This window comes from Pseudogulbenkiania sp. NH8B (genome assembly GCF_000283535.1).
In the GTDB taxonomy this organism is placed as follows: Bacteria; Pseudomonadota; Gammaproteobacteria; order Burkholderiales; family Chromobacteriaceae; genus Pseudogulbenkiania; species Pseudogulbenkiania ferrooxidans.
In genome coordinates, this window is the sequence record NC_016002.1 from 3,148,604 (window position 1) to 3,170,089 (window position 21,486).

The 21,486-nt window shown below is 65.8% G+C and carries 19 protein-coding genes; 12 read left to right on the top strand and 7 right to left on the bottom strand.

The genetic code is table 11. The features are described from left to right. Positions 1-37: 37 nt before the first annotated feature. From NH8B_RS14470 to NH8B_RS14490, 5 genes are all read left to right on the top strand, one after another. Positions 38-697, top strand: coding sequence for a malonate decarboxylase holo-ACP synthase (locus tag NH8B_RS14470; protein WP_014087963.1), 660 nt, complete (start codon positions 38-40; stop codon positions 695-697). Next, on the top strand, positions 694-1,626 hold the full coding sequence (gene mdcH / locus NH8B_RS14475) for a malonate decarboxylase subunit epsilon (RefSeq protein ID WP_014087964.1): 933 nt from the start codon (positions 694-696) through the stop codon (positions 1,624-1,626). Before NH8B_RS14470 ends, mdcH begins: the two co-directional genes overlap by 4 nt. 96 nt (positions 1,627-1,722) lie before the next feature. Continuing rightward, positions 1,723-2,697, top strand: coding sequence for an HlyD family secretion protein (locus tag NH8B_RS14480; RefSeq protein WP_041703000.1), 975 nt, complete (start codon positions 1,723-1,725; stop codon positions 2,695-2,697). A 1-nt stretch (position 2,698) separates the two neighbouring features. Further along, a complete protein-coding gene (locus NH8B_RS14485) occupies positions 2,699-3,628 on the top strand; it encodes an ABC transporter ATP-binding protein (RefSeq protein ID WP_014087966.1) in 930 nt (309 codons plus the stop codon). After that, positions 3,625-4,764 (top strand): ABC transporter permease, encoded by a 1,140-nt coding sequence (locus NH8B_RS14490; RefSeq protein ID WP_014087967.1) that lies wholly within the window; start codon positions 3,625-3,627, stop codon positions 4,762-4,764. Before NH8B_RS14485 ends, NH8B_RS14490 begins: the two co-directional genes overlap by 4 nt. Positions 4,765-4,800: 36 nt before the next feature. On the opposite strand, the gene NH8B_RS14495 is transcribed toward NH8B_RS14490, so the two are convergent. From NH8B_RS14495 to NH8B_RS14515, 5 genes are all read right to left on the bottom strand, one after another. Then, complete coding sequence (locus NH8B_RS14495) at positions 4,801-5,508, bottom strand: DNA-3-methyladenine glycosylase I (RefSeq protein WP_014087968.1); 708 nt, start codon at positions 5,506-5,508, stop codon at positions 4,801-4,803. Between the two features lie 256 nt (positions 5,509-5,764). After that, a complete protein-coding gene (locus NH8B_RS14500; RefSeq protein ID WP_014087969.1) occupies positions 5,765-6,922 on the bottom strand; it encodes a metallophosphoesterase in 1,158 nt (385 codons plus the stop codon). A gap of 197 nt (positions 6,923-7,119) precedes the next feature. Beyond that, positions 7,120-8,586, bottom strand: a complete 1,467-nt coding sequence (locus tag NH8B_RS14505) for a protein adenylyltransferase SelO (RefSeq protein ID WP_014087970.1) — start codon at positions 8,584-8,586, stop codon at positions 7,120-7,122. Positions 8,587-8,671: 85 nt separating this feature from the next. Next, positions 8,672-9,133, bottom strand: coding sequence for a hypothetical protein (locus tag NH8B_RS14510; RefSeq protein ID WP_014087971.1), 462 nt, complete (start codon positions 9,131-9,133; stop codon positions 8,672-8,674). A 23-nt stretch (positions 9,134-9,156) separates the two neighbouring features. Continuing rightward, positions 9,157-10,053 (bottom strand): LysR family transcriptional regulator, encoded by an 897-nt coding sequence (locus NH8B_RS14515; protein ID WP_014087972.1) that lies wholly within the window; start codon positions 10,051-10,053, stop codon positions 9,157-9,159. A 425-nt stretch (positions 10,054-10,478) separates the two neighbouring features. On the opposite strand from NH8B_RS14515, the gene NH8B_RS14520 reads away from it, so the two are divergent. The 3 genes from NH8B_RS14520 to acs all read left to right on the top strand — a co-directional run bounded on the left by NH8B_RS14520 (position 10,479) and on the right by acs (position 14,498). Beyond that, positions 10,479-10,790 carry a DUF485 domain-containing protein gene (locus NH8B_RS14520; RefSeq protein ID WP_008954293.1) on the top strand — a complete coding sequence of 104 codons (312 nt, stop codon included), beginning with the start codon at positions 10,479-10,481 and terminating at the stop codon, positions 10,788-10,790. Continuing rightward, positions 10,787-12,466, top strand: coding sequence for a cation acetate symporter (locus NH8B_RS14525; RefSeq protein ID WP_014087973.1), 1,680 nt, complete (start codon positions 10,787-10,789; stop codon positions 12,464-12,466). Before NH8B_RS14520 ends, NH8B_RS14525 begins: the two co-directional genes overlap by 4 nt. A 64-nt stretch (positions 12,467-12,530) precedes the next feature. Then, positions 12,531-14,498, top strand: a complete 1,968-nt coding sequence (acs, locus tag NH8B_RS14530) for an acetate--CoA ligase (RefSeq protein ID WP_014087974.1) — start codon at positions 12,531-12,533, stop codon at positions 14,496-14,498. 293 nt (positions 14,499-14,791) lie between these two features. Here the strand turns inward: acs and NH8B_RS14535 are convergent, their stop codons facing one another. Beyond that, positions 14,792-15,214: an Lrp/AsnC family transcriptional regulator gene (locus NH8B_RS14535; protein WP_008954290.1), complete on the bottom strand. Its 423-nt coding sequence runs from the start codon at positions 15,212-15,214 to the stop codon at positions 14,792-14,794. 200 nt (positions 15,215-15,414) lie between these two features. Here NH8B_RS14535 and ctlX point away from each other — a divergent pair, with 200 nt between their 5' ends. Next, on the top strand, positions 15,415-16,335 hold the full coding sequence (gene ctlX, locus NH8B_RS14540) for a citrulline utilization hydrolase CtlX (RefSeq protein WP_014087976.1): 921 nt from the start codon (positions 15,415-15,417) through the stop codon (positions 16,333-16,335). A 221-nt stretch (positions 16,336-16,556) separates the two neighbouring features. Here the strand turns inward: ctlX and NH8B_RS14545 are convergent, their stop codons facing one another. Continuing rightward, positions 16,557-17,645 (bottom strand): PepSY-associated TM helix domain-containing protein, encoded by a 1,089-nt coding sequence (locus tag NH8B_RS14545; RefSeq protein WP_014087977.1) that lies wholly within the window; start codon positions 17,643-17,645, stop codon positions 16,557-16,559. Positions 17,646-17,795: 150 nt separating this feature from the next. Between NH8B_RS14545 and NH8B_RS14550 the strand changes: the two genes are divergently transcribed. From NH8B_RS14550 to nth, 3 genes are all read left to right on the top strand, one after another. Continuing rightward, positions 17,796-19,880, top strand: a complete 2,085-nt coding sequence (locus tag NH8B_RS14550; RefSeq protein ID WP_014087978.1) for a TonB-dependent siderophore receptor — start codon at positions 17,796-17,798, stop codon at positions 19,878-19,880. Positions 19,881-20,153: 273 nt separating this feature from the next. Continuing rightward, the gene (rsxB, locus tag NH8B_RS14555) at positions 20,154-20,852 is read left to right on the top strand and encodes an electron transport complex subunit RsxB (protein ID WP_041703010.1); all 699 of its coding nucleotides are present in this window, start codon (positions 20,154-20,156) and stop codon (positions 20,850-20,852) included. Further along, the gene (gene nth / locus NH8B_RS14560) at positions 20,849-21,481 is read left to right on the top strand and encodes an endonuclease III (RefSeq protein WP_008954285.1); all 633 of its coding nucleotides are present in this window, start codon (positions 20,849-20,851) and stop codon (positions 21,479-21,481) included. Before rsxB ends, nth begins: the two co-directional genes overlap by 4 nt. Positions 21,482-21,486: the final 5 nt, after the last annotated feature.

Sequence of the window (21,486 nt, forward strand, 5' to 3'; positions counted from 1 at the left end):
GCGCCGTTTTTCCTGCCACCGCGACCCAGGACCCGACATGACGCCCACTCCCGCCCCCCGCCCGCACGACCTGCTGTGGCTCGCCGATCCGGCCGCGCTGTGCACAGACACCCCGCTGCCCGACTGGGCCGGCGCCGACTGGCTGGCGCGCGCGCCGCTGGTGGTGCGGCGCGCCCCGGCCGGCGCCGACGGCAGGCTGCCGGTCGGGCTGCGCGGGCGCGAGCGCGCGCAGCGCCACGCCACCCACGCGCCACCCCACGCCGTGGCGCGGGTGCTCACGCCGGAAACGCTGGCGCAGCAGGCGCTGTGGCGCGACAGCCACCTCGCCCCCTGCCTCGCCATCGCGGCCCTGCGCATCCTGGCGCCGCAGCTCGACGCCATCGGTCTACCCTGGGGACCGAGCGGCAGCGTCGGTTTCGCGCTCGCCAGCGGCCTGCCGGTGCTGCGCCCGGACAGCGACCTCGACCTGCTGCTGCGCGCCGCCACCCCGCTGACGCCGCCGCAACGCGCGGCCTTGCGCGCACTGCAAGGCCGGGTGGCGTGCCGCCTCGACATCCAGATCGACACCGGCCACGGCGGCTTCGCCCTGAACGAATGGTTGGCCGAAGCCCCGCACCTGCTGCTCAAAACCGACCACGGACCCCGCCTAGTGCGCGACCCGTGGCATCTCCCCGCACCGCAAGGAGCCACCCCATGAGCGTGCTGTTCACCTTTCCCGGCCAGGGCTCGCAGCGGCCCGGCATGCTGCACGCCCTGCCCGATCATCCGGCAGCGAGCGCCACGCTGGAGCGGGCGCACGCCGTGCTCGGCCACGACCCGTTGCAGCTGGACCATGCCGACGCGCTCGCCTCCACCGTCGCGGTGCAGCTCTGCCTGCTGATCGCCGGCGTGGCGATGGCACGCGTGCTGGCCGCCGAGGGCGCCCGCCCCGACATGGTGGCCGGCCTGTCGATCGGCGCCTGGCCGGCGGCGGTGGTGGCCGGGGTGATCGACTTCGATGCCGCCCTGCAACTGGTGGCGCTGCGCGGCCGGCTGATGGAACAGGCCTATCCCTCGGGCTACGGCATGGCGGCCATCGTCGGGCTTGGCGTGGCGCAGCTCGATCCGCTGCTCGCGGCGCTGCACACGCCCGCCGCGCCACTCCATCTCGCCAACCTCAACGCCCCGACGCAGCTGGTGGTGGCCGGCGCCGACAGCGCACTGGAGCGGCTGATGACCCACGCCCGCAGCGCCGGCGCCACGCTGACGCGCCGGCTGGCGATGAGCGTGCCCTCGCACTGCGCGCTGCTCGACGCCCCGGCGGCGCAGTTGGCCGAAGCGCTGGCCACACACCCGCTGTGCCGCCCGGGCCCGCTCTACCTCAGCGGCAGCCGCGGCCGCGTGCTGTTCGAGGTGGACGCCATCCGCGACGACCTCGCCTTCAACATGGCGCGCCAGGTGCGCTGGCACGACACCGTGCGCCACGCCTACGAACGCGGCGCGCGGCTGGCGCTGGAAATGCCCAGCGGCAACGTGCTGAGCGGGCTGACGCGCCCGGTGTTCAGTGACGGCCGCGTGCTGTGCTGCGAGCACAACCGGCTCGATTTCCTGACGCAGCAAGTGGCCTGCGCCGCCCCGCCAGCCTGACGCCGCGCCCCGGCCCGCTCGATTCCCCTGATCAGGAGCACGACAAAGTAATAAACTGGCGGTATCCACCTTGGCCGATCGAGAGAAGGAACCACCATGAGGATGCTTGGGCAGGGCGGGCCGCGCCTGGCGGCGACGGCACTCGCCCTGCTGCTGACCGCCTGCAACCAGGACACCGGCCACGCCTACCAGGGCTATATCGAGGGCGACTACCTCTACCTCGCCGCCCCCGCCGCCGGCTACCTGCAGACGCTCGACACCGCGCGCGGCAGCCGGGTGCAGCCCGGCACCGCGCTGTTCGCCATCGCCCCCGACCCGGAACAACAAGGGCTGCAGGAGGCCGAGGCGCGCGTGCAGTCGGCCGAACAGAAACTGCAGAACCTGCAGGAACCGCGCCGCCCGCCGGAAATCGCCGCGATCGAGGCCCAGCTGCAGTCGGCCGAAGCCGCCCTGCGCCTGGCCGCCACCCAGCTGCGCCAGCAACAGGCGCTGGCACGCCAGGGCTTCATCTCGCAGGCCAAGCTCGACGAGGTCACCGCCGCCCACGACCAGGCCGCGGCCCAGGCCGACGCGCTGCGCCAGCAGCTGAAAAGCGCGCAGATCACGCTCGGCCGTCCGCCCGAGGTGCGCGGCGCGCGCGCCGAGCTCGAAGCCGCGCGCGCGCAGCAGGAGCAGAAACGCTGGCAAGTCGAAAAGAAGGCGGTGCGCGCCCCGGCCGCGGGCGAGATCGTCGAGACCTACTACCGCCCCGGCGAATGGGTGCCGGCGGGCCAGCCGGTGGCGAGCCTGTTGCCGGACAACCGCCGCCGCCTGCGCTTCTTCGTGCCGGAAAGCGTGGTCGGCACACTGCGTCCGGGCCAGACGGTGGAAGCACGCTGCGACGGCTGCCCGGCGCCGATCCGCGCCACCGTGGCGTTCATCGCCGCGCAGGCCGAGTACACCCCGCCGGTGATCTACAGCCGCGGCAGCCGCGAGAAACTGGTGTTCCGCGTCGAGGCCTACCCGGCGCCGCAGCAGGCCGCCGCGCTGCGTCCGGGGCTGCCGGTGGACGTCAGCCTGGTCGGGAGGTGACATGGAACTCGCCATCGACGTTAGCGGCCTCAACAAGCATTTCGGCGACAAGCACGTGGTGCGCGACCTGTCGCTGCAGGTGCGCGAGGGCGAGATCTATGGCTTTCTCGGCCCCAACGGCAGCGGCAAGACCACCTCGATCCGCATGCTGTGCGGCCTGTTGACGCCGGACAGCGGCAGCGGGCGCTGCCTGGGCTACGACGTGCTGACGCAAAGCGCCGAGATCAAGCGCCAGGTCGGCTACATGACGCAGAAATTCTCGCTGTGGGACGACCTGACCATCGCCGAGAACCTCGACTTCGTGGCGCGCATGTTCGGCATGCGCGGCCGGCGCGAAGCGGTGGACCGCGCCCTGGACGATCTCGGCCTGGCCGGACGCCGCCACCAGCTCGCCGGCACCCTGTCCGGCGGCTGGAAACAGCGCCTGGCGCTGGCCGCCTGCCTTCTGCACCAACCGCGGCTGCTGCTGCTCGACGAGCCTACCGCCGGCGTCGACCCCAAGGCGCGGCGCGACTTCTGGGAGGAAATCCACCGCCTGTCGGCGAGCGGCATCACCATCCTGGTGTCGACCCACTACATGGACGAGGCCGAGCGCTGCCATCGCCTCGCCTACCTCTCATACGGCAACCTGCTCGCCGCCGGCACCGCCAGCGAAGTGATCGCGGCGCAGCAGCTGGCCACCTGGGAGCTCAGCGGCCCCGACGTCACCGGCCTGGGCGAAGCGCTGCGGCAACTACCGGGGGTGGAACAGGTGGCGAGCTTCGGGGCGCGCCTGCACGTCAGCGGCGCCGACGCGGCCCTGCTGCAGCCCGCGCTGGAGCGCTTCTGCGGCGAGCACGGGCTGCGTCTGGTACAGGTCGACTCGACGCTGGAAGACGTCTTCATCCAGCTCATGCGCCACCGCCCCGACCCGTTCGAGGCCGCGTCATGAGGCGCTTTGCCCTGTCCCGCCCCTCGCTGCAGCGCTGGCTCGGCATCGTCGTCAAGGAATTCATCCAGCTCAAGCGCGACCGGCTGACCTTCGGCATGATCATCGGCATCCCGATCATCCAGCTCTTGCTGTTCGGTTTCGCCATCAACTCCGACCCCAAGCACCTGCCGACCGCGGTGGTGATGGCCGAGGCGAGCCCGTTCGCGCGCGCCTACCTCGCCGCGATGCGGAACAGCGATTATTTCGACCTGGTGGGCAGCGTCGAGAGCGAGGCGGAGGCCGCGCGCCTGCTCGACCGCGGCGACGTGCAGTTCGTGGTCACCTTCCCGCCCGGCTTCCAGCGCGCGCTGGTGCGCGGCGAGCAGCCGAGCCTGCTGGTCGAGGCCGACGCCACCGATCCGGTGGCGGCAGGCAGCGCCATTTCCGTGCTCAACCACCTCGGCAACGAGGTGTTCACCCCGGACCTGCCCGGCTTCCACCCACCGGGAAAACAGCTGATCGAGCTGCGCCTGCACAAGCGCTACAACCCGGAAGGGATCACCGCGTACAACATCGTGCCGGGACTGATGGGCGTGATCCTGACCATGACCATGGTGCTGATGACCGGGCTCGCCATGACGCGCGAGCGCGAGCGCGGCACTTTCGAGAACCTGCTCGCCACCCCGGCCACACCGCTCGAGGTGATGACCGGCAAGATCGTGCCCTACATCCTGATCGGGCTGATCCAGGTGTCGCTGGTGCTGCTGGCGGCGCGCTGGGTGTTCGACGTGCCGATGCTGGGGAGCCTGGTGCTGCTCTACGCCGTGGTGCTGCTGTTCATCTGCGCCAACCTGACGCTCGGCATCACCTTCAGCTCGATTGCGCGCAACCAGCTGCAGGCGATGCAGATGACGTTCTTCTTCTTCCTGCCGTCGATCCTGCTGTCGGGCTTCATGTTCCCGTTCCGCGGCATGCCGGAGTGGGCCCAGGTCATCGGCAACTGCCTGCCGCTGACCCACTTCCTGGTGCTGGTGCGCGGCATCCTGCTCAAGGGCAACGACGTGAGCCTGCTATGGCCGCAGGTGTGGCCGATCCTGGCGTTCATGGCGGTAGTGCTGGGGGTGGGGCTGAAAACCTTCCGCCGCACGCTGGATTAGGCGCCGCCGATAAAACGTCGAAGCGTGATGGTTTTACTAAAACCTCGGATTGATACTCAACGACAACATAGCCGATAGCTGGCACAACGGTCTTCCGGAGCTTTGCTGCAACTCATTGAAAGCATCCTGTACGATTTGCAGATCGCGCTGACTGGTAGGCTCATGGCCGATAATGCCTGCAGCCATCAGGCGTGCAATCACATCACTGGTCAATAAAAAAGTGTCCTTCCCGGCCAAGCGTAAAAATCCGGCAGCCGAGCGCCCGCCCAGGCGAGAGCCACGTTTGGCCAGCAAACGCCATAAGCCAACGATGTTGGCACTCGGCCAATCGGCAATGAACTCGCCAAAACTGCTGCCATGCTCCTGGCGGATATCCAAGATAAGCTGGGCATTGTTTGGAATGGTTTTTAGCTTGGTGCGATCACGGATGATCCTGTCATTTTTCATATGACTTTCTATATGTTCCGGACTGAGCAACACCATCTGCTCGGGGGCAAAGCCCGAGAAGGCTTTTTCAAATTCAGGCCACTTGGCATCGACCACCGAGTGTTGCACTCCCGCCTGAAATACCCGCTGGCTCATGGCAGAAAGATAGCGATCATCGCCCTTACGCTTTAACTCTTCAGGCGTGAGCGCTTTGGGCAGAAAAGCCTCCATGGCCTCGTCAGAGTCAAAACGCTGGCGTACCGTGTCGTAAAGCCAGCGATAGTTAAAGACCATGCCTATTTCGTTCTGTTTCAGCATCTAATGCCCCATCTCATTTGATCGTACTTTGTGATACCAACTGCGTGAAGGAAATGGCCTGAGGTGCTCAGATGGAAGCTTCCTTGTTCTCCCCTGTTTCTTAATCGGGATGGGAACAAGCCCCCCCTTCCACGCCACCGTGCGCAATGCCATCTCTACTTTCGGGTGACAATGCTGCCACTTGCGCAAAGCCAAACCGTGCATGAAGCCGATTTGGGACGAAGGAGATACCCCATCGTTTTATCGGGCAGCATTGTTAACGGCGGGCTTCCCGCGCCGCCACCAACCGCACCAGCGTGATTTCCGATGGCGCGCCGAAGCGCTTGGGCGGTCCCCAGTAGCCGGTGCCACGGCTGGTATACACCCACAGCGCGTCCAGGCGATGCAGCCCGGCGGTGTACGGCTGCTGCAGACGCACGAACAGGTTCCACGGCCAGAACTGCCCGCCGTGGGTGTGGCCGGAGAGTTGCAGGTCGAAGCCGGCCGCCGCGGCCGCCGGCGCGCTGCGCGGCTGGTGGGCGAGCAGGATGCGCGCACCGGCTGCCTCAGGCGCCCCCTCGAGCGCGGCGTGCGGGTCGCTGCGCTGCGCCGGGTCGAAATGGTGCGCGCCGTAGTCGGTGACGCCCGCCACCACCAGTTCGGCTTCGCCATGACACAGCACCACGTGCTCGTTTTCCAGCACCCTCAGCCCCAGCCGCCGCAGTTCCTCGACCCAGGCGGCGGCGCCGGAATAGTACTCGTGGTTGCCGGTGACGAAATAGGCGCCGTGCCGTGCCGTGAGCCGGCTCAGCGGCGCGGTATGCGGCGCCAGCTGCTCGACGCTGCCGTCGACCAGATCGCCCGTCACCGCGACCATGTCGGCCTCGAGCCCGTTCACCGCCGTGACGATCGCCTCCAGGTAGCCGCGCTTGATGGTGGGGCCGACGTGGATGTCGCTGATCTGGGCGATGGTGAAGCCGTCGAGGGCGGGGGGCAGGCCGGCCAGCGGCACCTCGACCTCCACCACGCGGGCGCGGCGGCGTGCATTCACCAGGCCGACCAGGCTGACCAGCCCCGCCAGCAACGGCACCGCCAGCGCCGAGTCGCGCACCAGCGGCGGCAGCTCTGCCGCCGGCAGCGCCAGGGCGGCAATGCCCAGCACGATGTCGCGCAACAACGTCAGGACCAGCAACGACGAGAACACGCCCATCAGCAGCAAGCCGGCCCACGCCAGACGGTCGGCCAGCGGCTGGCGTTCGATGCCCCGCGCCATCAGGCCGAGCGGCATCAAGACGCAGGACAACGTCAGCGCCAGCACCCCCAGCCCCAGCCCCACCGGTCCGAGCGGCAGGTCGGGCAGCAGGCGCACGCCGATATAGGCGTGCAGCAACAGCAGCAGGCTGGACGCCACCACAATGAAACGGCTTGGCCGCATCACGACTCCTCGATTCAGATCATCGCCCTGCGCGCTGGCGATGAGGCACGGCGACAGCGCCGCTCGCGCAGGGACCCCAGACGGTTGGACATCGATGCCTTCGGCATGGTTCGCGTCGACACCGTCAACACGAGCCAAGGTTGGCCGAAGCCCGTCCGCCACCGCGGCGGACCAGCCCGGCACGACACGCCATCGACTCAGCTGGAGCAGCTGACGCTGATCTGCTCCGCCCACTCCGGCGGAAAACCGGCGTACGCCTCGAACTCGGGCTGTTCGTCGAACGGTTTTTCCAGGCAGCGCCCCAGATGCTCGATCTCGCTGTAGTCGCGCTCGTCACGCGCCTTGGCGATCGCCGCCTCGGCCAGGTAGTTGCGCAGGATGTACTTGGGATTGACGCGGTTCATGCGCACGGCACGCTCGGCGTCGACGCTGCCCTCCCACGCCAGCCGCTCGCGGTAGCGCCGGGCCCAGGCGTCGAACTGCTCGCGCTCGACGAACAGGTCGCGCACCGGCGCGTTCACGGCGTCGTCCTGGCGGAAACCGGCCAGGCTGCGGAAGAAGATGGTGAAGTCGGTGCGGTGCGCATGCAGCGTCAGGAACAGGCTGTTGATCAGGTCGGCATCGTCGTCGTGCTCGGCCGTGAGGCCGAGCTTGGCGCGCAGCCGCATCAGGTGCGCCGCCTCGAAGGTGTCGCGGTAGCTGCCGAGCACCGCCACCAGCTCCTCCTCGCTCACCAGCGGCAGCAAGGCCGAGGCCAGGCAGTGCAGGTTCCACAGCCCGATCTGCGGCTGCTGGTTGTAGGCGTAACGCCCGGCGTGGTCGGAGTGGTTGCAGATATGCGCGGCGTTGAAGCCGTCGATGAAGCCGAACGGGCCGTAGTCGATGGTGAGGCCCAGGATCGACATGTTGTCCGAGTTCATCACGCCGTGACAGAAGCCCACCGCCTGCCACTGCGCGATCAGTTCGGCGGTGCGCCGCGTCACCTCGGCGAACAGCGCCAGATAAGGGTTGGCGGCCTCTTGGCAGGCCGGGTAATGGTGGCGGATGACGTAGTCGGCCAGCACGCGGATTTCGTCATGCATACCACGGTGGTAGAACAGCTCGAAGCTGCCGAAACGCAGGAAGCTTTCCGCCACCCGCGTCACCACCGCCGCGGTTTCCGTGGTCTCGCGGTACACCGGCTCGTCCGAGCCCATGATCGCCAGCGCCCGCGTGGTGGGAATGCCGAGATGGTGCATCGCCTCGGAGCAGAGGAACTCGCGGATGCTGGAGCGCAGCACCGCGCGCCCGTCGCCCATGCGCGAGAACGGCGTCAGGCCGGCGCCCTTGATCTGCCACTCCATCAGGCGCCCATCCGGCGCCTTGGTATCCCCCAGCAGCAAGGCGCGGCCATCGCCCAGTTGCGGCACGTAGACGCCGAACTGGTGGCCGGAATAGATCGCCGCCACCGGCCGCATATCGGGGCGCAGTGCCGAACCGCTCAGCACGCCGACGGCGTCGGCACCGAGCAGCGACTCGCCGGCCACGCCGAGTTCGGCCGCCAGCGGACGGCTGACGGCGACCGGGTAAGGGTCGGGCAAGGGGGTAGGATCGACGCGGCGGTAGAACGCCGGCGGAAGTGTCTGGAAACGTTGGCCGAAGCCGAGTGAGGAAAAGGCGTTCATGCCCCATTCTAAACATTGGGGCGCGCGATAAACACCTGACAAGCAAGAGGGTTTTTGACGACCCGAGCCGGGCGCGGCGCCCGCGTCAGCGCAGCTTCCAGGCGTGGCGCATATCGTGCGCCGCCTTGACCGTCGCCGACGAAAAGCTGGTCGAAGCGAAATGGCCCACCTGGCGCGACGCCTTCGACAACGCCCCGTACGAGACATCACTCAGTTGCAGCGCCTGGCGCACCACCGCCATGGAAGGGTGCAGGCTGTCGTGCTCCAGCTTGTCGAGCACGGTGCGGTTCAACGCCGCCACCCATTTCTCGGTCACCTGCATCAGGCGATGCTGCGAATCGAACGGCACCTGACTCAGCGACACCCCGGCCAGCAAGGCGCTGTCGAGACGGCGCTGGATCTCGTTCTCGGCCAGGGGGTAGGCCGGTTTCAACACCGCCGACCAGCTCTGGTAGACGTCGCGTTGCGCGTCCAGCCAGCGCCGCTGGCTGGCTTCCAGAGCCTTGAAATAGGCGGCCAGCGTACCGGCCATCAACTGATAGGTCATGCCAGCCTCCCAGGAGGGAATCATCAATGCGGGGACGACGGTGCAAGCTGCCACACCGCCGCCAGTTCTTCCAGCAATACGTCCAGAATCAGATCGCCGACGCGGTCGGCAGGGTAGACGAACTGCAGCTCGGCCAGCTTGCAGATGCCCGGCACGATGGTCACCAGCCCCTTGTCGGCGGCCGCCTGCGCCTCATCGGCACGCGCCAGCGCCAGCCCGACACCGGCACAGACCATGTCGAGGATGGTGTTCACATGGTCGCATTCGGCGACCTTCTTCGGCGAAATGTTCAGTTCACGCCATACTTCAGAGGTGATCTTGCAAAGACTGGAGAACTGAGAAATCCCGACCCAGGGCAGTTTGCCCAGCTCCTTGGGCACCGTGATGTCGACCCGGCTCTCCCAGCCCTTGGGCATCACGATGACGAAGGGTAATTCGGTCAGCAGTACCGTATTGACGTTGATGTAGGGGTTCTTGCCCAGATAGAAGCCGGCATCCAGCTCCTTCTTGCGCACCAGGTTGAGAATGCCACCGGTCACGCCGTGCTGCAGGCGCAGGTCGAGCAGCGGGTATTTCTCGGTCAGGCGCGCCACCCACGCCCCCAGCTTGAGGATTTCCGGCGTCAGCGACACCCCGATCAGCGCCTTGCCGGACAATTGCCCCTTGAGGTGGCGGGCGTGATTGAGGATGTCCTTGGCCGATTCGAGAATCGACTGCGCGCGCGGCAGCAGCTCCTGCCCCGCCCGCGTCAGCATCACGCCACCGGTGGTGCGCTCGAACAGCGCCATCCCCACCTCCTCCTCCAGCGCCTTGATCTGGGCCGTTACCGCCGGCTGGGACAGGTGCAGCAACTCCGCCGCCTGCGTCAGATGGCCCTGCTGGGCCACCGTGACAAAGGTACGCAACTGATAGATTTCCATTTAGCTCTCGTTCGCAAGCACCGGGCTGTCTGTGTTTTTCTATGGCCCCGACCCGGCGGGGAACCTATTGTTGATCCATCGGAAAGACGAGACAAGCCCCCGTGCGCATCGGCGCAACACCGGGATAACCCCGATTGCAAAATGGCTTAAAGCTATGACAGCCATTCCCAGCCCCTTGTTTTCCATGGCCTTTTTTACGCCACATCGTTCCGGCTAATTTCCCCCATCAAAAAAAACGATCACACCCCTCCCACGAGGCAAACCAAGCATTTGCTCAGTGTTAAGTATTTGTTTTTATTTGATTTTTGCGTCGCAACATCCACTCAACAAATTTTCCTGATCAGAAAAAGCGATTAGCCGCTCTCCAGCGCTCCTCGTAAGGTTGCAACAGCGGTCGACGGATCGCCATCACAAAGGAGGATGCAATGAACGAAGATGTTCTGAAGCGCGTGCAATCCAACCCCAAATTTTTAGAGCTCGTTCACAAGAAGACGAGCCTGGGTTGGACGCTGAGCGCAGTCATGCTGGTGATCTACTACGGATTCATACTGTTGCTGGCGTTTGCCCCGAAAGTGCTCGGTACGCCGCTCAGTGAGGGCAGCGTGACCACCGTGGGCATTCCGATCGGCGTACTGATCATTCTGTCGGCATTTGTTCTGACCGGCGTCTACGTGCGCAAGGCCAACACCGAATTCGACCAACTGAACCAGGAAATCGTTGAGGAGGCAAAACAATGAAAAAACCCCTGACCACCCTGGCCTTGGCCGGCCTCGCGCTGGCACCGGCACTGGCGTTTGCCAGCGGCGCCATCGAAGGTGACGTAGAGAAGCAGGCGACCAACTGGCACGCCATCATCATGTTCTTCCTGTTCGTCGCGTTCACCATGGGGATCACCTACTGGGCCGCACGCCGTACCCGCTCCGCCAGCGACTTCTACACCGCTGGCGGCGGCATCAGCGGCTTCCAGAACGGCCTGGCGATCGCCGGCGACTACATGTCCGCCGCCTCCTTCCTCGGTATTTCCGCCATGGTGTTCGACAAGGGCTTCGATGGCCTGATCTACTCCATCGGCTTCCTGGTGGGCTGGCCGGTGATCCTGTTCCTGGTCGCCGAACGCCTGCGCAACCTCGGCAAGTTCACCTTCGCCGACGTCGCCTCCTATCGCCTGCAGCAGATGCCGGTACGTACCTTCGCCGCCACCGGCACGCTGGTCGTGGTGGCGCTGTACCTGATCGCGCAGATGGTCGGTGCCGGTAAGCTGATCCAGCTCTTGTTCGGCATGAGCTACTCGTCCGCCGTAGTACTGGTCGGCGTGCTGATGGTGCTGTACGTGACCTTCGGCGGCATGTTGGCCACCACCTGGGTGCAGATCATCAAGGCCGTCATCCTGCTGTGCGGCGCCACCTTCATGGCGTTCATGGTGATGTCCTCGGTCGGTTTCAGCCCTGAAGCACTGTTCCAGAAAGCCACGGCAATCCATGCTAAGGGCATCGCCATCATGTCCCCGGGTAAGGCCGACCCGATCGACTCGATCTCGCTGGGTCTCGCCCTGATGTTCGGTACCGCTGGCCTGCCGCACATCCTGATGCGCTTCTTCACCGTGTCCGACGCGAAGGAAGCCCGCAAGTCGGTGTTCTTCGCCACCGGTTTCATCGGCTACTTCTACATCCTGACCTTCATCATCGGTTTTGGCGCCATCATGCTGGTGCTCAACCAGCCGCACTTCATGGAAACCATCGTGAAGAACGGCAAGGAAGTGACCCAGCTGGTGGGCGGCTCCAACATGGCAGCCATCCACCTGGCCAACGCAGTGGGCGGTGACCTGTTCCTGGGCTTCATCTCGGCGGTCGCCTTCGCCACCATCCTGGCAGTGGTCGCCGGCCTGGCCCTGTCCGGTGCTTCGGCCGTATCGCACGACCTGTACGCCTCGGTGATCAAGAAGGGCAAGGCCAACGAAGCCGACGAAATCCGCGTCTCCAAGATCACCACCGTGGTCCTGGGCGTGGTCGCCATCGTGCTGGGCCTCTTGTTCGAGAAGCAGAACATCGCCTTCATGGTCGGCCTGGCGTTCTCGATCGCCGCTTCGGCTAACTTCCCGATCCTGTTCCTGTCGATGTTCTGGAAGGGTCTGACCACCCGCGACGCGGTGATCGGCGGCTTTATCGGTCTGATCTCGGCGGTGCTGCTGATCGTGTTGGGCCCGGCAGTGTGGGTCGACGTGATGAAGCACGAAGCCGCCATCTTCCCGTACAAGAACCCGGCCATCTTCTCGATGCCCCTGGCCTTCGCCTTCACCTGGCTGTTCTCGGTGCTGGATAACTCGAAGCAGGCCAGCGAAGAAAAAGCCAAGTTCGACGCCCAGTACGTCCGTGCCATGACCGGCATCGGCGCCACCGGTGCGTCCAAGCATTAATCTGCAACTCATGCCCGCCGCACCCGCCAGGGTGCGGCATCCGGCACGCTACAAGGAGAACACAATGTCCACCCTCGAATCGATCCTGAAAGAAACCCGCAGCTTCCCGCCCTCCGACGACTTCCGTCGCAAGGCCGGCATTTCCGGCATGGAAGCCTACAACGCGCTGTGCGAGCAGGCTGACGATCATTACCTGTCGTTCTGGGGGGACTTGGCTCGCGAACAGATCACCTGGAAGAAGCCGTTCTCACGCGTGCTCGACGACAGCAACGCCCCGTTCTTCAAATGGTTCGACGACGGCGTGCTGAACGTTTCCTACAACTGCCTCGACCGCCATCTGCCGCTCAATGCCAACAAGATCGCACTGATTTTCGAAGCGGATGACGGCGAAGTCACCCGCGTCACCTACGCCGAACTGCACCGCCGCGTCTGCCAGTTTGCCAACGGCCTGAAGAGCCTCGGCATCGAGAAGGGCGACCGCGTGGTGATCTACATGCCGATGGTGATCGAAGCCATCGTCGCCATGCAGGCCTGCGCCCGCATCGGCGCCATCCACTCCGTGGTGTTCGGCGGCTTCTCCGCCGGCGCCGTGAAGGACCGTGTCGAAGATGCCGGCGCCAAGGCCGTCATCACCGCCAACGAAGGCCTGCGCGGCGGCAAGACCGTTCCGCTCAAGGCCACCGTCGACGAAGCGCTGGCCATGGAAGGCACTTCCAGCGTCAAGAACGTCATCGTCTACCAGCGCACCAACGGCGGCGCCAACTGGACCGAAGGCCGCGACGTATGGTGGCACAAGCTGGTCGAAGGCCAGTCCGAAGCCTGCGAACCGGAATGGATGAACGCGGAAGACCCGCTCTTCATCCTCTACACCTCCGGCTCCACCGGCAAGCCGAAAGGCATCCAGCACAGCACCGCCGGCTACCTGCTGGGCGCGGCCAACAGCTTCCGCTGGGTGTTCGACTACAAACCGAACGACGTATTCTGGTGCACCGCCGACGTGGGCTGGATCACCGGCCACTCCTACATCTGCTACGGCCCGCTCGCCAACGGCGCCACCCAGGTCGTGTTCGAAGGCGTGCCGACCTACCCGGATGCCAGCCGCTTCTGGAGCATGATCGAGAAGCACAAGGTCACCACTTTCTACACCGCGCCGACCGCCATCCGCTCGCTGATCAAGCTGGGTGCCGATCTGCCGAAACAGCACGACCTCTCCAGCCTGCGCCTGTTGGGCACCGTCGGTGAGCCGATCAACCCGGAAGCCTGGATGTGGTACTACGAAGTGGTCGGCGGCAGCCGCTGCCCGATCGTCGATACCTGGTGGCAGACCGAAACCGGTTCGGTGATGATCGCCCCGACCCCGGGCGCCGTACCGACCAAGCCGGGCTCGTGCACCCTGCCGCTGCCGGGCATCATGGCCGACATCGTCGACGAATCCGGCGCCCAGGTGGAACCGGGCCGCGGCGGCTTCCTCGTCATCAAGAAGCCGTTCCCGAGCCTGGTGCGCACCATCTGGAACGACCCGGAGCGCTTCAAGAAGACCTACTTCCCGGAAGAGTTCAACGGCCAGTACTACCTCGCCGGCGACTCCGCCAACCGTGACGAAAACGGCTACTTCTGGATCATGGGCCGTATCGACGACGTTCTGAACGTCTCCGGTCACCGCTTGGGCACCATGGAAATCGAATCGGCGCTGGTTGCCAACCCGCTGGTGGCCGAAGCCGCCGTGGTCGGCAAGCCGCACGAGGTGAAAGGCGAAGCCGTGGTGGCCTTCGTGGTCCTGAAGGGCGCCCGTCCGGAAGGCGACGAAGCCAAGAAGGTCGCCGCCGAACTGAAGAGCTGGGTGGCCCACGAAATCGGCAAGATCGCCCAGCCGGACGACATCCGCTTCGGCGAGAACCTGCCCAAGACCCGCTCCGGCAAGATCATGCGCCGCCTGCTGCGCTCGCTGGCGCGGGGCGAGGAAATCGTGCAGGACGTCTCCACGCTGGAGAACCCGCAGATCCTCGGTCAGCTGAAGGAAACCGTGTCTTGATACCAACTACCTGTTCCTGATGTATCTGTCTGTGTGAAACAGGACTTTGCCCGGCGCCCGCCGGGCTTTTTTTTGCGCACCCCGCTCGCGCCCCTTCCCCCTAAACGTCAGGCATGAGCTTCGGCCAACCCCTGTGCCGGCCTGGCCGCGCGCGGGTCATTCACCGTTGGCCTCGCGGCCAACGGCATAGCGTCAACCGGGCCGGACGAACGCGGGCGCCCTCTTCGGCCACTGTCAGCCGCCCAAACAGGGGAAATCCGCCCTCGTTGCGGCGACCTTGGCGCACGGCAACGCTACACCTTGTGCGTCGACAGCAGGATGCTGGTCTCGGTCGACGCGATGCCGGGAATCAGCCTGATGCGCCCCAGCACGCGGTCGAACTGCTCCAGGGTATCGGCGCGCAGTTCGGTCACGATGTCCCAACGCCCGTTGGTCGAATGCAGGGTCTGCACGTTGGGATCGCCGCGCAGCGCCTGCAGCACCGACGGCGCCTTGTTGCCCTCGACGGCAATGCCCATCCACGCCCTGATACGATGGGTTTCCGCCTCCGGCTTGAGCCGGACAGTGTAACCCACGATCACCCCCGTCTCCTCCAGCTTGTTGATCCGGCTCTGTACCGTCGCCCGCGACACCCTCAGCTTTTCCGCCAGCGTCGTCACCGACATGCGCGCATCGTCCCTCAGCAAGGCCAGCAACTGTCGATCCGTGTCATTCATTGTCAAAACGCCAATTCAATATATCAATTTGCAAAATATAGTGAGAATTTGCGAAGTTTTCCAACTTTTTGCCAACAAGGCACCGCCCCACAATAGCGGCAAAACCGAGATCGACATTGCTCGTGAGCCGCCAACGAGGTCGACCCGAGGCCATAAAAATGGCCCCTTACTCCACCCTCCAGCAAGGACGATTAAGCCGCATGCAAACCACCAGCACTATTCTGATGATCCGGCCGGCGCGATTCCTGTCCAATCCGCAAACGTCGCCCTCGAACACCTTTCAGAAATCGGACATCGACCACCAGGAAGCACAGCAAAATGCGCTCGCCGAGTTCGATGCCTACGCGGGCGAATTGCGCCGCTGCGGCGTCGACGTGCTGGTCATCGACGACACGGTCGAGCCCCACACGCCCGATTCGATCTTCCCCAACAACTGGATCAGCCTGCACGCCGACGGCAAGGTGCTGCTCTACCCGATGGAAGCCCCCAACCGCCGCCTGGAGCGCAACAACAAGGTCCTGGAAAAGATCACGGAGGCATTCGCCGTCGAGGAAGTCATCGATCTGAGCGGCTTCGAGAGGGTCGGGCAGTACCACGAAGGCACTGGCACCATGATCTTCGACCACAACCAGAAGATGGCCTACGTCTGCTTCTCGTCGCGCAGCAGCGAGGCGGTGATGAAGGCGGTGTCGGAAACCATCGGCTACCAGGCGCTCTGGTTTCACTCGGTCGACCGCCACGGCAAGCCGATCTACCACACCAACGTGATGATGTGCGTGGGCAAAACACTCGCCGTCGTGTGCCTGGAATCGATCCGTGATCGGAACGAACGCACCGCCCTGGTACAGGCGCTCACCGCCAGCGGCAAAGAGATCATCGATATTTCCTACGATCAGCTCGAGCACTTTGCCGGCAACATGCTCGAACTCTCCTCCCGCGATGGCGAAGCGGTGTTCGCCCTGTCGCGCCAGGCCTGGTCCTCGCTGACGCCAGAGCAACAAACCGCCATTTCGTCCTACGCCAGGGTCGCCCAGGCCCCGATCGACACCATCGAGCGGCTGGGCGGCGGCGGTGCGCGCTGCATGATCGCGGAGATTTTCCTGCCGCGCCGCGCCTGCTGATTTTTCTCATCAGGGCTAGCTCGGGACGCAGGACTACCCCGAGGCGGCATTCCAGGCGCCAGGAGCGAGCGCCTGCCGCCGTTTCCGAAGGGAAATCTCGAACCCGGACGTCCCGGGTCCGGCGGAGGTTGGCGGCGGAGCTCTGACGGGAAGCGCCCTCTTCACTCCGCCCCAAGACCGAACGGGACGCCCACCGAAAGCGCGCGGGCATCACGCCACGCTCACCCCACGCGCGGCGCCAGGCGCTTCGGCATAGCCCGCCTCTGCTTCCACTCGCGTGCGCTCCACTGGTACACGCCCGAGCCGCCCAGCAAGGCCAGCCCCAGGCCGGTTACCAGCATCAGCACGCGGTGCGGCAGACCACCGACCAAGCCGACGTGGAAGGCGAACACCCAGGTGGTCAGGCGGATGCCCGGCTCGGCCTGGTCGACCGGACGTACCATCAACACCTCGCCGCGGTACGGGTCGACCTCGACCATGCTGCGCCCGTTGGGCTGAATCTCACCCGGCAGGCGCTTGCGCAGCACCACCGGCTTGGCGGCCTTGGCATCGACACGCACGTCCACCAGCCGGCCGCCGGGCAGCGCCGCGTTGCCCTTGGCCACCAACTGGTCGAGCGGCAGGCGCGCTTCGCCCGGCACGACCTTGGCGCTCCTGGCCGGCTTGGCGCCGTAGAGCGCGTTGATCCAGCCGTTGATGGGCTTGGAGAACACCAGCAGCACGCCGGTCAGCGCACTGATCAGCAGCACGAGCGACAAGGCCACACCGGCGACGCGGTGCAGATCGCCCACCAGAATGCGCGCCCCCTTGCCAGTGCGCACGCGCCACGCCCGCTTCCAGTCCTTGGGCCACCAGTAGATCAGGCCGCTGATCACCATTAGCAGCAGGCCAATGCCGACGATGCCGACCAGCGTTTCGCCGGCGTCGTCCATCAGCAGCGTTTCGTGCAGTTCCCGCAGCCAGCTGAACAGCCCCTCGCCGGGAGCACGATCGCTCACCACCTCGGCTGTCACCGGGTCGAGCCACAGCAGCCGCTCCTCGCCTGCCCCACGGATGCGCGCCAGCACTGGTTCGGCCAACGTTTCGCCGAAACGCAGGTTGACGCTGCCGCCCGGATGGCGCGATTCCGCAGCCTGGTACAGCTCCTGGTAGCCGACGAACGGCCCGTTCACCGCCGCCGGCCGCTCACCGCTGAGCGTCGACAGCTCTTTCTTGAACACCAGCAGGCCGCCGCTGAGGCCCAGTATCAGCACGCCCAGCGCACAGGCGAGCCCCAGGTAGCGGTGCAGCAGGATGATTACGCGTTTCATGGTGTGTCCTTGTCGGCCCCGGCGCCAGGCCGAACCTATTGGCGTGAGGCAAAACGACAATTATAATGAGAATCCTTATCATTAACTAGCCAAACCACACCACCCTCGGCCAAGTCCTGCCGACCGTTTCCGCCCCGAGCCCCCACAACAATGAAGAAAACCGATACCTCGCTCCTGGCACTGAGCCTCGCCCTCGCCGCCCCCGCCTACGCCAGCCAGAACGACACCGCCGAACTTGCCGTGGTCGAAGTCAGCGCCGACATCCCCGCCGGCAACGACTATCAACCCCGCATCAGCAGCAGCGCCACGCGCGGCCCGGCGCCGCTGATCGAGACCCCACAGGCACTCAACGTGGTGCCTCACCAGGTGCTGCAAGACCAGCAGGCCACCTCGCTCGACGAAGCGCTCGCCAACGTCAGCGGCGTGACCCAGACCAACACCCTGGCCAACACCTGGGACAGCTTCATCCGGCGCGGTTTCGGCAGCCGTGCCGACGGCTCCATCCTGCGCGACGGCGTGCGCTCCACCCTGCCGCGCAACTTCAGCGCCACCACCGAGCAGGTCGAGGTCCTCAAAGGCCCGGCCTCGCTGCTGTACGGCATCCAGGAACCGGGCGGCATCATCAACGTCATCACCAAGAAGCCCCAGTACCAGCAGGCCGGCAGCGTGACGCTGACCAGCAGCAGCTTCGGCGGCGGCAGCGGCAGCCTCGACCTGACCGGGCCGTTCGGCGACAGCGGCCTGGCTTACCGCCTGATCGGCGAACTGGAGGAAACCGACTACTGGCGCAACTTCGGCATCACCCGGCGCAAGCTGATCGCCCCGTCGCTGGCCTGGCGCGACGGCGGCACCCGCGCCCGCGTCGCTTACGAATACCTGGATTATTCCGTCCCCTACGACCGCGGCACGGTGTTCAGCAACGGCCAGCCCATCGCCATCCCGCGCGAACGCCGCCTCGACGAAGCGTGGAACGTGGCGCAAGGCACCGCGCAGAGCATGACCGCCGAAGTCGAGCACGACCTCGACGACAGCTGGCGCGCACGTTTCAATGCCGGCTGGAACAACCACCGCTACAGCGACAACCAGGCGCGCCCGGTGTCCTACAACGCCAGCACCGGCATCCTGCGACGCAGCGCCGACGGCAACCGCGCCTTCGACGACACCAATCTGCTGGCTTCGGCCAACCTGCTGGGCGACGTGAACTGGCTGGGGATGCGCCACGAACTGCTGTTCGGCGTGGACCTCGAGCAGAACCGCCAGAGCAAGGGCGACGCGCTACGCGGCAGCGCCGTCGGCGGCTTCAACGTGTTCGATCCGGACTACGGCCAGCTCGCCTACCCGAGCACGGTCAGCGCCAGCAAGAGCGACGTGCGCAGCAAGGTCGAGACCGAGGCGGTGCTGGTGAAGGATTCGCTGCACCTGAACGAGCAGTGGATCGCCGTCGGCGGCCTGCGCTACCAGCACTACCGCCAGAGCGATGGCGCCGGCCGGCCGTTCACCATCACCGGCGAAGCGAGCGGCAACGTGGCCCTGCCGCAGGCCGGCGTGGTGTACCGGGCGACGTCGGCCGTGTCGCTGTACGCCAACTACAGCGAGTCGTTCAAACCGAACAGCTCGGTGAACGAAGGCGGACCGTTCGAGCCGGAACGTGGCGTGGTGCACGAAGGCGGGGTCAAGCTGGAGACCGAGCGCGTCTCGGCCACCGCCGCGCTCTACCGCATCGTCAAACGCAACGTGCTGGTGACCGAGAACGACGTCTCGCGCGCGGTCGGCAAGGTACGCTCGCAAGGCCTCGAATTCGACGCCAGCGGCAAGCTCACGCGCCAGTTGAGCGCCATCGGCAGCTACGCCTACACCGACGCCGAGGTGCTGGACGACCAGGCCGCCTACGTCGGCAAGCAGCTGTTCAACGTCGCCCACCATACCGCCTCGGCCTTCCTCGCCTACGACTTCATGCCGGCCGGCAACGGCGACCGCTGGCGCGTCGGCGGCGGCGCACGCTACGTCGGCAAGCGCCATGGCGACGCGCTCAACAGCTTCGCACTCGACGCCTACACCGTGGCCGATGCCTTCGTCGCCTGGCAAACCCGCCTGGGTGGCAACAGGCTCGACGTGCAGCTCAACGTCAAGAACCTGTTCGACAAGACCTATTACACCTCGACCAGCGGCAGCAACCTGCAGGTCAACGTCGGCGAACCGCGTGAGCTGGTGCTGCAGACCCGGCTGTCGTTCTAACCTATGCACCAGGGGGCGGCGTTCCTGCCTATCGGCAGACCTCCCTCTGATGGACGGCAGGCGTACCCCGGTCGCCTCCTCCACCGTCGCCATCACGAGGTCTGACAGGAGCCGTTCGAAAGAGCGGCCCCTGCCCTGCCTCATCCCGCCAAGGGCACTCCCGCCCGAATCTCACCCTCCACGACCCCACAGAACCCGGCCGTCCCGGCGCAGGCATTGAAGCTGCCGCCTGGAGGACGGATAATAAACAGTTTTGATGTGGACTCCGACAGCATGCCCGTGATCACACTCGTCGAGCGGATCGACGCCCTCCTGCCCCAGACCCAGTGTGGCCAGTGCGGCCACGCCGGTTGCCGGCCCTATGCCGAGGCACTGGCGGAAGGACGCGACCCGATCAACCGTTGCCCGCCGGGCGGCGCGGACGGCATCCGGGCGCTGGCAGAACTGCTCGAACAGCCCGTCATCCCGTTCGCTGCCGACGGCCCGCAGCCCAAGCCGCGCGCGCTCGCCGTGATCCGGGAAGACAGCTGCATCGGCTGTACCCTGTGCATCCAGGCCTGTCCGGTGGACGCCATCGTCGGCGCGGCCAAGCTGATGCACACCGTGATCGCGGCCGAATGCACTGGCTGCGAACTGTGCGTGGCCCCCTGTCCGGTGGACTGCATCGATCTGGTGCCGGTGGACGACCCGGACGATGGCACGCGCGAACACGTCATGGCGCGAGCCCAGCAGGCGCGCAAGCGTTACGAACACCACCAGGCACGCAAGGCGCGCGACCAGGCCGAAAAAGCGCAGCGCCTGGCCGAACGCGCCGCGGTGAACGCGCCGGCCCCGGCAGCGGCGGCGTCCGGTGCGATTAGCGCGGCGCCGCAGACTTCCGCCGTCGACAAGAACGAACTGATCCGCAAGGCGATGGAACGCGCCGCCGCCCTGCGCGCCGCCAAGGAAGATGCCGACAAGGACTCGCAGTGAACGCCGCCAAACGCCGTGAGATCTTCCGCCGTCTCAAGGAGCTCAACCCCGCGCCACGCACCGAACTCGAATACCGCACACCGTTCGAGCTGCTGATCGCCGTGGTGCTGTCGGCACAAGCCACCGACGTCGGCGTCAACAAGGCCACACGCCTGCTGTTCCCGGTAGCCAACACCCCGGCGGCCCTGCTCTCGCTGGGCGAAGAAGGGCTCTCCGAGTACATCAAGACCATCGGCCTCTACCGCACCAAGGCCAAGAACGTCATCGCCACCTGCCGCCTACTGCTGGAAAAGCACGGCGGCGAAGTGCCGCAAACCCGCGAAGAGCTGGAGGCGCTGCCCGGCGTCGGCCGCAAGACCGCCAACGTGGTGCTCAACACCGCCTTCGGCCACGCCACCATGGCGGTGGACACCCATATCTTCCGCGTCGCCAACCGCACCCGCCTGGCCCCCGGCAAGGACGTGCGCGCGGTGGAAGACAAGCTGATGAAGGTCATTCCGGCCGAATACCTGGTCGATGCCCACCACTGGCTGATCCTGCACGGCCGCTATACCTGCAAGGCCCGCCGGCCTGAATGCGAACGCTGTCCTATCGTCGATCTCTGTGAATACCCTGCAAAAACGGTATGATGAAA